Origin of the sequence: Lutimonas halocynthiae, assembly GCF_030409835.1 — a bacterium.
In the GTDB taxonomy this organism is placed as follows: domain Bacteria; phylum Bacteroidota; class Bacteroidia; order Flavobacteriales; family Flavobacteriaceae; genus Lutimonas; species Lutimonas halocynthiae.
Window position 1 is genome coordinate 29,062 of sequence record NZ_JAUFQO010000016.1, and the last position, 12,509, is coordinate 41,570.

13 protein-coding genes are annotated in these 12,509 nt (G+C 36.0%); all 13 read left to right on the forward strand.

Annotated elements, in window-relative coordinates:
- The 13 genes from QWY87_RS13025 to QWY87_RS13085 all read left to right on the forward strand — a co-directional run bounded on the left by QWY87_RS13025 (position 1) and on the right by QWY87_RS13085 (position 12,448).
- The gene (locus QWY87_RS13025; RefSeq protein WP_290291902.1) at positions 1 to 606 is read left to right on the forward strand and encodes a sugar transferase; all 606 of its coding nucleotides are present in this window, start codon (positions 1 to 3) and stop codon (positions 604 to 606) included.
- Between the two features lie 25 nt (positions 607 to 631).
- Positions 632 to 1,933 (forward strand): nucleotide sugar dehydrogenase, encoded by a 1,302-nt coding sequence (locus QWY87_RS13030; RefSeq protein ID WP_290291903.1) that lies wholly within the window; start codon positions 632 to 634, stop codon positions 1,931 to 1,933.
- A 21-nt stretch (positions 1,934 to 1,954) separates the two neighbouring features.
- Entirely contained in the window at positions 1,955 to 2,998 is a 1,044-nt protein-coding gene (locus tag QWY87_RS13035) for an NAD-dependent epimerase (protein WP_290291904.1), read from the forward strand.
- Positions 2,995 to 3,789 (forward strand): 3'(2'),5'-bisphosphate nucleotidase CysQ, encoded by a 795-nt coding sequence (cysQ, locus tag QWY87_RS13040; RefSeq protein ID WP_290291905.1) that lies wholly within the window; start codon positions 2,995 to 2,997, stop codon positions 3,787 to 3,789. Before QWY87_RS13035 ends, cysQ begins: the two co-directional genes overlap by 4 nt.
- A gap of 1 nt (position 3,790) precedes the next feature.
- Complete coding sequence (locus QWY87_RS13045; RefSeq protein ID WP_290291908.1) at positions 3,791 to 4,225, forward strand: DUF2061 domain-containing protein; 435 nt, start codon at positions 3,791 to 3,793, stop codon at positions 4,223 to 4,225.
- A complete protein-coding gene (gene cysC, locus QWY87_RS13050) occupies positions 4,222 to 4,815 on the forward strand; it encodes an adenylyl-sulfate kinase (RefSeq protein WP_290291911.1) in 594 nt (197 codons plus the stop codon). The genes QWY87_RS13045 and cysC overlap by 4 nt, the downstream gene beginning before the upstream one ends.
- Entirely contained in the window at positions 4,812 to 5,717 is a 906-nt protein-coding gene (gene cysD, locus QWY87_RS13055; RefSeq protein ID WP_290291914.1) for a sulfate adenylyltransferase subunit CysD, read from the forward strand. Before cysC ends, cysD begins: the two co-directional genes overlap by 4 nt.
- Before the next feature lie 23 nt (positions 5,718 to 5,740).
- Positions 5,741 to 6,997: a sulfate adenylyltransferase subunit 1 gene (locus tag QWY87_RS13060; protein WP_290291917.1), complete on the forward strand. Its 1,257-nt coding sequence runs from the start codon at positions 5,741 to 5,743 to the stop codon at positions 6,995 to 6,997.
- A gap of 154 nt (positions 6,998 to 7,151) precedes the next feature.
- Complete coding sequence (gene ychF / locus QWY87_RS13065) at positions 7,152 to 8,246, forward strand: redox-regulated ATPase YchF (RefSeq protein WP_290291920.1); 1,095 nt, start codon at positions 7,152 to 7,154, stop codon at positions 8,244 to 8,246.
- A 32-nt stretch (positions 8,247 to 8,278) separates the two neighbouring features.
- On the forward strand, positions 8,279 to 9,409 hold the full coding sequence (gene tgt, locus QWY87_RS13070) for a tRNA guanosine(34) transglycosylase Tgt (RefSeq protein WP_290291921.1): 1,131 nt from the start codon (positions 8,279 to 8,281) through the stop codon (positions 9,407 to 9,409).
- A gap of 46 nt (positions 9,410 to 9,455) precedes the next feature.
- Positions 9,456 to 10,547, forward strand: coding sequence for an LptF/LptG family permease (locus tag QWY87_RS13075; RefSeq protein ID WP_290291923.1), 1,092 nt, complete (start codon positions 9,456 to 9,458; stop codon positions 10,545 to 10,547).
- Positions 10,534 to 11,433 carry a DMT family transporter gene (locus QWY87_RS13080; RefSeq protein ID WP_290291926.1) on the forward strand — a complete coding sequence of 300 codons (900 nt, stop codon included), beginning with the start codon at positions 10,534 to 10,536 and terminating at the stop codon, positions 11,431 to 11,433. Before QWY87_RS13075 ends, QWY87_RS13080 begins: the two co-directional genes overlap by 14 nt.
- Before the next feature lie 61 nt (positions 11,434 to 11,494).
- Positions 11,495 to 12,448 carry an acetyl-CoA carboxylase carboxyltransferase subunit alpha gene (locus QWY87_RS13085; protein WP_290291928.1) on the forward strand — a complete coding sequence of 318 codons (954 nt, stop codon included), beginning with the start codon at positions 11,495 to 11,497 and terminating at the stop codon, positions 12,446 to 12,448.
- The last annotated feature ends 61 nt before the right edge of the window (positions 12,449 to 12,509 follow it).

Genomic DNA, 12,509 nt, shown 5'->3' on the forward strand with positions numbered 1-12,509 from the left:
ATGATTGAAGGCTTAAACAACCATCAAAAAAGACTAAAGAGATTATTTGATCTCTTTTTTTCTTTTGTAGGACTTTTGATTTTTCTAGTCCCAATATTTATTTTAATCATCTTGTCCACAATATCTACTCGAAAAATTGGTTTATATAGCCAAAATAGAGTAGGATTAGCTGGACTAGTCTTTGTCATGTATAAAATCAGGTCAATGAAAACAGGTGAGTCTTTAAACCATATAACATTGAGCAATGATCCAAGGATTACCCGTTTTGGAAGCTTTATAAGGGCTAATAACCTAGATGAGTTACCTCAATTATGGAATATTTTCATGGGGGATATGAGTTTTGTTGGACCCAGGCCGGATGTACCAGGATATGCTGATAAATTGATTGGAAAGGATAGGATTGTATTAAGTGTAAGGCCCGGAATTACCGGCCCTGCTACTTTGAAATATAGGAATGAGGAAAAGATATTATCAAAGGAGATTGATCCGTTGATTTATAATGACGAAATCATTTGGAAAGACAAAATTGAAATAAATAAACATTACATTAAAAAATGGTCGTTAAGAGGAGACGTGAACTATATTCTTAAGACAATTTTTAGTTAATTTTTAAAGTTTAATATTAGTGAAAATGGAGAATAAAAGAATTGCAATTATTGGTTTAGGCTATGTTGGCTTGCCTTTGGCGGTTGAGTTTGCCAAAAAATTTCAGGTTGTTGGATTTGATATCAACGAGCAACGTATTAAAGAACTTAGAAATAATGAAGACGTCACTTTGGAGACAACTTCTAAAGAATTGGAATCGGTCAATGTAGCATCTAATGATGTTTTGAATTCTCAAAGCACGGGTTTATGGATTTCGAATCAATTAGAGGACATTGCGTCATGTAATTTTTATGTAGTAACAGTCCCAACACCAGTTGATAAGAATAATAGACCCGATCTAACACCTTTGTATAAGGCCAGTGAATCTGTAGGTAAGGTGCTAACCAAAGGGGATATTGTAGTCTATGAGTCTACTGTTTTCCCAGGAGCTACAGAAGATGAATGTAGACCAATTTTGGAAAAATGTTCTGGTTTAACTTATAATAAGGATTTCTATTTAGGCTATTCTCCCGAACGAATCAATCCGGGAGACAAGGAACATACCGTGACGAAAATATTAAAGGTGACTTCGGGCTCAACACCAGAAGTGGCTAAAATAGTGGACGATTTATATAAAACGATAATTGTTGCAGGTACGCATTTAGCACCTTGTATCAAGGTAGCCGAAGCGGCAAAAGTGATTGAAAATTCTCAACGTGATGTGAATATCGCATTTGTAAATGAATTGTCGAAAATTTTCAGATTGATGGATATTGACACCAATGACGTTTTAGAGGCAGCAGGTACGAAATGGAATTTTCTTCCTTTTAGACCAGGGCTAGTGGGAGGTCATTGTATTGGAGTAGACCCTTATTATTTAGCCCATAAAGCAATGGAATTAGGTTATAATCCAGAAATTATCTTGTCAGGAAGAAGGCTAAATGACAGTATGGGGCCTTATGTGGCTCAGGAGACCATTAAGCTCATGATTAAAAAAGGGATTAAAATTTCTGATTCAAATATTTTGGTACTAGGAATTACGTTTAAAGAAGATTGCCCGGATATTAGAAATTCGCGAGCTATTGATATTATTGAAGAGTTGAAGTCCTATTCCGTGAATGTGGATGTTTTTGACCCTTGGGCTTCTAAGGAGGAAGTTCATCATGAATATGGAATTGACCTTATGAATAATGAAAGCGAGTTTGATAAAAAGTATGATGGAGTTGTATTAGCGGTCTCTCATAAAGAGTTTTTATCTTTCGACTTGAAAAAATATGTAAATTCGGATAATGTTTTGTTTGATGTTAAATCGATTTTAGCAAAAGGTGTAGCAGATAGCAGATTATAAAATTAATTGAAATAAAATAATATGAAAGTATTGGTTACCGGTGCAGCCGGATTTATAGGACATCATCTGTCTAAGTTGTTATTAAAGGAAGGATATGAGGTTGTAGGAATTGATAATATCAATGACTATTATGACCCTGCCTTAAAGATAGCAAGGTTACAAGACATGAACATCAATACGGAACATATTGAATATAACGTTCCTTTGCATGGTGATATCACTTTTGTTAAATTGGATCTTACGGATAAAGATGAGATTCGGAATCTATTTGAAAAGTTCGGATTTGATTTTGTAGTGAATTTAGCAGCTCAGGCTGGGGTTCGTTACTCACTGATTAATCCACACTCCTATGTTGATAGTAATATTACTGGATTTTTGAATATTCTGGAAGCTTGTAGGGCTTTTCCAGTAAAGCATTTGGTTTATGCTTCTTCAAGTTCTGTTTATGGTTTAAATCAAAACATACCTTTTAAGACCAGTGATCACACAGATCATCCTCTGGCGATGTATGCGGCAAGTAAGAAGGCCAATGAGATGATGGCACATTCTTATTCTCAACTCTATGATATTCCTACAACGGGGCTAAGATTTTTCACGGTCTACGGACCATGGGGAAGACCTGACATGGCTTTGCATATTTTTACCAAAGCAATTGTAGAGGATAAAGAATTTGAGGTGTTTAATTTTGGTAAGATGAGTAGGGATTTTACCTATGTTGCTGATATAGTAGAAAGCGTAAAGCGATTGATCCCGCTTCCACCAAAAGCTAATAATCCTGACTTTGATCCGAAGCATCCAAACCCTTCGATCAGCTCTGCTCCGTATCAAATTTTTAATATTGGTAATAACAGCCCGGTTGAACTCATGGATTATGTTCATGCCATAGAAGATGCTTTAGGGAAAAAAGGAAAAATAGTATATAAAGAAATTCAACCAGGAGATGTTCCATCAACTTATGCCGATGTACAAAGTTTATATGATTATATAAATTTCAAACCGTCTACAACAATAGAAGAAGGTATTCAAGCGTTTGTTAAAAGATATTTAGAACTAAATAAATCATGAATAAAGATTTAGCGATTGCGGTGAAAGCTGCTGTAGAAGGTGGTGCTGCCATCATGGGCATCTATTCCCAAGAAGATTTAGGTGTTGAATACAAGGATGATAAATCACCTTTGACTTTGGCAGATAAAAAATGTAATGATGTGATCAATTCATATTTAATAGGAACAACACATCCTATTATTAGTGAAGAGAACAGGCAATTGGAATTTAAGGATAGAAAAGACTGGGACACCTGTTGGATCGTTGATCCATTAGATGGTACTAAGGAATTTGTAAAACGCAATGGTGAATTTACTGTAAACATTGCTTTGGTTAAACATGGAAAACCCTTGTTAGGGGTCATCTATGTTCCTGATACAAAGGAATTATATGTGGCGGATGTTACTCAAAAAAAGGCAGGAAAATTTATTTTGGATCAGCATGAGGTAATTGTAGCAGATCTTGATATGGATGCAAATCTTATTGGACCAAAAGCTGCGAATACTGAATTAGTGCGCGTTGTTGGGAGTCGATCCCATATGAGTGAGGCTACAGAGAATTTTGTTGAATCGCTTAAGGGAATTTATGAAAAGGTAGATATCGTGTCTAAAGGAAGTTCTTTAAAATTTTGCTTGGTCGCTGAAGGAAAGGCTGACGTATATCCGCGGTTTGCACCTACTATGGAGTGGGACACTGCAGCAGGACAAGCCATTTGCGAAGCTGTTGGATTGCAGGTTATTTCTAAGGAGACAGATGAGCCACTGTTATACAATAAAGAGAATTTATTGAACCCTTGGTTTATCGTAAAATAGCATGAAAGACCAGTCACGTAAAAGACATTTTGCAAAAGCGGTGACCTGGAGAGTTGTTGGGACGATTGATACCATTTTACTGTCCTGGTTGATTTCTGGTAATCCTCTTACTGGATTAAAAATTGGTTTTACAGAGGTACTGACTAAAATGGTCTTATACTATTTTCATGAACGTGCTTGGTTTAAAATTAATTTGACAAAGGATGGTAAATTATTAGAGAGTCGAAAACGTCATATTGGAAAGACCATTACCTGGAGAATAGTGGGTACGATAGACACCATGCTTTTGGCCTGGTGGATCTCAGGAAACCCATTAACCGGAATGAAAATAGGGGTAGCGGAATTATTTACTAAAATGATTTTTTACTATATCCATGAAAGAATTTGGCATAAAAGCAGGTATGGATTAACAACGAATAATGTAAAAGAAGCATGAAGGAAAATATCATTAGACATAATTATCAGGTAAGTAAATTAGAGCGGCAAGAATTATTAGGTCAAAATTCTTTATTACTTTGGTTTACTGGTTTGTCTGGATCTGGAAAATCGACTATTGCAAATGCCTTAGAACATAAATTACACGTAGAAGGCATTAAAACCTATGCCCTTGACGGTGATAATATAAGAAAGGGAATCAATAATGATCTGACATTTAGCCCGGAAGATCGAAAGGAGAATATTCGAAGAATCGCTGAAATTGCTAATTTAATGGTAGATGCTGGAGTTGTTGTATTAGCTGCTTTTGTATCACCCTACAAAAAAGATAGGGAAAACATTGCCCGTATTGTGGGAAATGATAACTTTGTCGAAATTTTTGTAAATACGTCTATAGAAGAATGTGAAAAAAGAGACGTCAAAGGTTTGTATAAGAAAGCAAGAGCTGGAGAAATAAAAGATTTTACAGGAGTTAATGCTCCGTATGAAGCACCTGAGAACCCTGAAGTTGAAATCATCACAGATGGTCTTTCGATTGAAGAGTGTGTTTTGAAAATATATGATAAGATAAAACCAAAATTAAAAATATGACAAAGTATTTTTTAAATTATTTAGATGAATTAGAGGCCGAAGCTGTATTTGTATTGCGCGAGGTCTATGCACAATTCCAAAATCCTGTGATCTTATTTTCAGGAGGTAAGGACTCGATCGTATTGGCACATTTGGCTAAAAAGGCATTTTATCCTGCAAAGGTTCCTTTTCCATTAATGCATATTGATACGGGTCATAATTTCCCTGAAACGATTCAGTTTAGAGATGACTTAATTAGCAAGTTAGGCGCAACATTATTGGTTGGTTCTGTTCAAGAAGCGATTGATACGAACAGAGTTGTAGAAGAACAAGGAAAGAACGCAACTAGAAATGAATTACAAATTACCACTTTGCTCGACGCCATTGAAAGCAATCAGGTTGACTGTGCCATTGGAGGAGGAAGACGTGATGAAGAAAAAGCCAGAGCAAAAGAAAGGTTCTTTTCTCACAGGGATGACTTTGGTCAATGGACGCCTAAAAATCAAAGACCAGAACTTTGGAATATATTTAATGGGAAAATGAGACAAGGTGAGCATTTTAGAGCTTTCCCTATCAGTAATTGGACTGAGATGGATGTTTGGAATTATATTACTAGAGAGAATATAGCTATTCCAAGCTTGTATTTTGCCCATGATCGTAAAGTAGTTTGGAGAAGTGACAGTTGGATTCCTGTTTCAGACTATCTGATCATGCAGGAGGACGAAGAAGTTCAGACTAAAAAAGTACGGTTTAGAACACTTGGGGATATTACCATTACCGGTGGTATTGAAAGTGAAGCGGATACTTTGGAAAAGATTGTTGAAGAAGTTGCTGCAATGAGAGAAACTGAAAGGGGTAACAGAACAGATGACAAACGTTCTGAATCGTCGATGGAAGATAGAAAAAAACAAGGTTATTTTTAATATAAAGCAAAAGAAAAAGTATTATGAGTATTGATAAGAACCAACTTTTAAGATTTACAACAGCAGGTAGTGTTGATGATGGAAAAAGTACGCTAATAGGAAGATTGCTTTATGATTCAAAATCTATTTTTGAGGATCAGATGGCTTCTGTTGAAAAAACAAGTAAGCGTAAAGGATTTAAAACTGTTGATTTAGCTCTTTTTACGGATGGGTTGAGAGACGAGAGAGAGCAAGGTATTACGATTGACGTAGCCTACCGTTATTTTACCACACCAAAGCGTAAATTTATTATCGCTGACACACCAGGCCATGTTCAGTATACAAGAAATATGGTTACGGGAGCATCAACAGCCAATGTGGCTTTGGTACTTATTGATGCGAGAAAGGGTGTAATAGAGCAGACTAAAAGACATTCATTTATAGCATCTCTTCTTCAAATATCACATATTATTGTTTGTGTGAATAAAATGGACCTTGTTGAATATAAAGAAGAAGTATTTGATGACATTGTGGAACAATATGAAGAAATGTCTGGAAAAATGATGATCAAGGATGTGCGTTATATTCCATTATCTGCTTTGAATGGAGATAATGTGGTGAATCGTTCTGATAAAATGCCTTGGTATCAAAATGCACCATTATTGCATACACTTGAGACACTGCATATAGCCAGTGATAACAATATGGTGGATGCAAGATTCCCGGTACAAACTGTTCTAAGACCCCAGGATGATGAGCACCATGATTACAGAGGTTATGCCGGATCAGTTGCCGGAGGTATTTTTAGGGTTGGAGATGATGTAAGATTGTTACCATCTGGATTTGAATCCAAAATCAAATCGATCAATCGTTATGAAGAGGAAGTTAAAGAGGCTTTTGACGGGATGAGTGTTGCCATTACCCTTGAAGATGACATTGACCTCAGTAGAGGGGATATGATTGTTAAACCTAATAATTTACCTGTAAAAGATCAGCGACTTTCTGCAATGATCTGTTGGTTCCATGAAAATTCGGCTAGACCAAGGGCGAAGTATATTCTGAAACATACTTCTAATGAACCAATGGCGATGATCAATGAGATCGAATATAAGGTAGACGTAAACACACTTCGTCGAATCACAGATGATCAGGAGATCAATATGAATGATATTTGTAAAGTCAAGATTCGTACGACTGCGCCAATTATGATGGATGAATATTCAAGAAATAGGAAAACAGGAAGTTTTATTCTGATAGATGCCGGTACCAATGAAACCGTAGCTGGAGGAATGCTCCTATAGAAAATATATATAGATTTAAATTAAAGAGACTGTTTTTATAACAGTCTTTTTTTATGGCACAAATTCAGGATGGTTTCGCAGGAATTTTATCAGTCACTTAAAGATAAAAAAACAATAATAATCGCCTATATTTGCAATCCAAAAAATTTATACAATGAAAGCAGGAATTGTAGGACTTCCTAATGTAGGAAAATCGACTTTATTTAATTGTCTGTCAAATGCCAAGGCACAATCAGCGAACTTTCCATTTTGTACCATTGAGCCTAATATAGGTGTTGTGAATGTGCCAGATGAAAGACTTGAAAAGCTTGAAAGTTTGGTGAACCCAGAAAGGGTTATGCCCGCCACTGTTGAAATAGTGGATATTGCAGGTCTGGTAAAAGGTGCCAGTAAGGGTGAAGGGCTTGGAAATAAGTTCTTGGCAAATATAAGAGAAACAGATGCGATCATTCATGTTTTACGATGTTTCGATAATGATAATATTATTCATGTTGATGCAAATATAGATCCTGTTCGAGATAAGGAAACGATCGATATGGAGTTGCAATTGAAGGATCTTGAAACAGTTGAGAAAAAATTAGACAAGGCTAAGAAAGCTTCAAGAACCGGCGACAAAGCAGCGATAAAGGAGTTGGCAATTTTAACTAAGGTGGTTGAAAACCTTGAAGCTGCCGTTTCTGTAAGAGCGATTGAATTTACAGAAAAAGAAAGAGAAGAATTTATAAGTCCGCTTCAACTACTAACAGATAAGCCAGTATTATACGTTTGCAACGTTGATGAAGCGGCTGCGGTTAGCGGCAATGCTTATGTAGATAGGGTTATGGAAGCGGTTAAAGATGAAAATGCAGAAGTTTTGGTATTAGCTGTAGCCACCGAAGCTGATATTATGGAACTTGAAGCCTATGATGAGCGCCAAATGTTTTTGGAAGATCTCGGCTTAGATGAGCCAGGGGTTTCAAAACTAATCAGATCGGCTTATAAATTATTAAAACTACAGACGTATTTTACAGCTGGTGAAAAAGAAGTTAGGGCTTGGACCATACATATTGGTGATTCAGCTCCACAAGCAGCCGGTGTTATACATACTGATTTTGAAAAGGGATTTATTAGAGCGGAAGTAATCAAATATGACGATTTCGTTCATTTTGGAAGTGAGATAAAAGTCAAGGAGGCTGGAAAATTGTCGGTTGAAGGAAAAGAATACATCGTTAAAGATGGAGATATGATGAACTTTCGTTTTAACGTTTAATTTGCTTATTAGGCTCTTGAAAAACACACCTTATGAAGTTTGACATCAAACATAGCGATACGAAAAGTTCTGCAAGAGCGGGAACTATAACTACTGACCATGGTAAAATTGAGACGCCTATTTTCATGCCGGTTGGGACAGTCGCTTCAGTTAAAGGTGTGCATCAGAAAGAACTGGAAGATGACATTAATGCCGACATTATTCTAGGGAATACCTATCATTTGTACCTGCGCCCCAAAACAGATATTTTAGAAGCTGCAGGTGGTTTGCATAAATTTATGAACTGGCAAAGACCTCTTTTGACTGATTCAGGAGGTTATCAAGTTTATTCTTTGTCGGATAATAATAAAATCAAAGAAGAGGGTGTTAAGTTTAAATCCCACATAGATGGGTCTTCTCATTTTTTTTCTCCGGAATTTTCTATGGAAATTCAAAGGAAAATCGGAGCTGATATTTTTATGGCGTTTGACGAATGTACGCCTTATCCATGTGAATATAATTATGCGAGAAACTCTATGCACATGACGCATAGATGGCTTGAGAGATGTTTGACTTATTTAAAAGACCATCCTGAAAAGTATGATTTTAAACAAACGTTTTTCCCCATAGTACAAGGCAGTACCTATAAGGATCTTCGGAAACAATCAGCAGAATATATTGCGGGAGTAAATGCAGAAGGAAATGCTATTGGAGGTTTATCAGTTGGAGAACCTGCTGAAGAAATGTATGAAATGACAGAAATTGTTACAGCCATTCTTCCGAAAGATAAGCCCAGGTATTTGATGGGTGTTGGAACGCCAATTAATATCCTAGAAAACATTGCCCTGGGGATTGACATGTTTGATTGTGTCATGCCGACAAGAAACGCCAGAAATGGAATGCTTTTTACGGCACATGGAACCATCAATATTAAAAATAAAAAATGGGAGGATGATTTTTCTCCATTAGATGAAATGGGTATCACGACTGTTGACACTTTGTATTCCAAGGCCTATGTTAGACATTTGTTTGCAGCCAATGAATATCTGGGGAGACAAATAGCCTCTATTCATAATTTGGGATTTTACCTATGGTTGGTTCGTGAGGCCAGAAAGCATATCTTAGCAGGAGATTTTACTGAATGGAAGCATATGATGGTCCTTCAAATGGATAAAAGACTATAGGAGGTAAAAATTCCTGAGATAGCCATTTAATTAATACGATTCGAATTTGAAAATTCTAGATAAGTACATACTTAAGAAATATTTCACTTCTTTTATTTTCACCTTGCTAATTTTGATACCAATTGCCATGGCAATTGATGTATCTGAAAAAGTGGGGAAATTTCTAAAAGCAGAGGATCTTACAGTAGAGGAGATTATCAATGATTATTACCTTAATTTTATCGTGAATTACGGGAATACTTTTATGCCTTTGGCGCTTTTTATCTCCGTAATTATGTTTACTTCCAAATTATCTGGAAATTCTGAGATCATTGCCATTCACAGTTCGGGAATTTCTTTTACCCGCTTTTTAAGACCTTATTTAATCGGAGCGACAATCATTACTGTCATCTCATTATATGCTAATCATTTTGTGGTTCCAAATTCCAATAAGTCATTGGAGAAGTTTGAAGAGACCTATTTAAGATCTATTTATAAGAAAAAAACAAAAAGCTCTGTGAGTAAAGTGAGTTTGCAACTCAGTGAAGATGATTACGTTTACTTTGGGTATTTCAATTTTAAATCTAAGAATGGCTATAATTTTTCATACGAACATTTTGATGGAAATAAATTGGTTTATAAAATTATTTCCCAGAACATACGTTGGAATGAAAATGATAGTACCTACAGATTAAGTACCTATAGAAAGCGTTTTATTGGATCACATCAGGATAGCCTTGATTCAGGAAGTTTTATGGATACTACTTTTAATTTTCAACCCAAAGACCTCTTATATGTTGATTATTTGGCACGAGAAATGCCTTCCTTGGAGCTAAGTGAACACATTAAGAAATCTGAAAACAGAGGTGTAGAGAATCTCAATAATTATAAGGTCGAAATCTATAAAAGAACGAGTTTGCCAATTTCTTCTTTTGTTTTAACATTGATTGCTGTGACTCTAGCATCAAAAAAGAGAAGGGGAGGGATAGGTGTGAATCTTGCCGCTGGAATTAGTTTGATGTTTTTGTACGTATTCTTTATGAAAGTTTCTGAAGTTTTGGGATCAACGGCTGAATCTATTCCATTATTAATGGTGTGGATACCAAATATTATTTTTGGAATTATAGCCGCTTATCTTTATGTCAATGCCAACAAATAAATTTAAAAACCAGCTTCATCTTCATTTCATTGTTTTTATTTGGGGATTTACAGCCATTCTTGGCGCATTGATTTCAATTGATGCAATACCCTTGGTTTGGTTTCGCGTTCTTTTGGCCTCAGGGGTGTTATTTCTCTTTTTAAAAATCAGAAAAATTCCATTTAATGAAAATGGAAGTGATATGCTGAATTTATTTATAGGAGGGGTTTTGGTAGCACTGCACTGGGTTACATTTTTCTATGCCATTAAAATATCCACGGTATCAACAACCTTAATAACACTGTCATCCAGCGCATTTTTTGTAGTGATTATCAAACCTCTCTTTGAGAAAAAAAGGATTGAGATCTACGAGCTATTATTGGCATTTTTGACTATGATCGGTTTTGTTGTGATTTTTTATAGCGAAAAATTATACACAGTTGGGATACTAGTTGCATTGGTATCGGCAATTCTCGTCGCATTATTTTCTGTTTATAATAGTAAACTGATAAAAAGCTATAGCGGCAGTAAAATTGCTTTTTATGAATTGTTTTTTGCAGGTGTTTTTTTGACTATAATCCTGCTTGTCAAAAAAGATTTTAACATAGCGTATTTTCAACTTAGTCAATCGGACTGGTTCTATTTGTTGGTGCTGGCTGTTATTTGTACTGCCTATCCATTTGTAGTGGCTACCAACCTTTTAAAAAGGATGAGTCCTTTTACTATAGTACTTACAAACAACCTGGAGCCAGTCTATGGTATTATTTTGGCATTGATCATTTTTAAAGAAAAAGAACAAATGAGTATTCAATTTTATATTGGTGCAGCTATTATATTTAGTAGTGTTCTATTGAATGGAATTTTGAAAAGCCAGAAATTTACAGGAAGAATGAGAACTAAAGAATAATAGTTGCTCAAAGTTTATATATTTGTAGCCTTAAAGATTATAAAAAATCAACTCAACGAAAATGGAATATCTGGATTTTGAATTACCAATAAAAGAGTTAGAAGACCAGTTGGATAAGTGCAAGCTCATTGGAGAAGAAAGCGATGTGGATGTGACTGAAACTTGTCAGCAAATTGAGTCTAAATTAGAAGTTACTCGAAAAGAAATATTTAAGAACTTAACAGCCTGGCAAAGAGTGCAGTTGTCTAGACATCCGTCTAGACCGTATACCTTAGATTTTATTAAAGCCCTTACCAAAGGAACTTTTATGGAATTGCATGGTGACCGTACGGTAAAAGATGATAAGGCTATGGTGGGCGGATTAGGTAAAATAGGCGATCAGTCGTATATGTTTATTGGCCAGCAAAAAGGATATAACACCAAGACGAGACAGTACCGAAATTTTGGCATGTCGAACCCTGAAGGATATAGAAAAGCCTTAAGGCTAATGAAAATGGCTGAGAAATTCGGAATTCCAGTTGTTACATTGATTGATACTCCTGGTGCTTACCCAGGTTTGGAAGCTGAAGAAAGAGGACAAGGCGAGGCTATAGCAAGGAATATTTTAGAAATGACCAGGCTGAAAACACAGATAATTTCTATTGTAATAGGTGAGGGTGCCTCAGGTGGCGCTATTGGTATTGGCGTTGGTGACAAGGTCATGATGCTGGAAAATACTTGGTATACAGTAATATCTCCTGAATCCTGTTCTTCTATTCTTTGGAGAAGCTGGGAATACAAGGAAGAAGCAGCCGAAGCCCTTAAGTTGACAGCGAAAGATATGAGTCGTCAGAAACTTATTGATGGAATCATCAAGGAACCTTTGGGGGGAGCGCATACCGATAGAGAAAAAACGTATAAGGCGGTTGAAATGGCCATTAAAAAAGCCTACAAAGAATTAAGTGGTTTATCTACTGAAAAGCTCATCGAACAACGTATGGACAAATATGCCAACATGGGCGTCTATAAATCATAAGAAATTTTAGCTTAAATATAATAGGACCCTGGGTAGCTTATATCCAGGGTCTTTTTTTGTC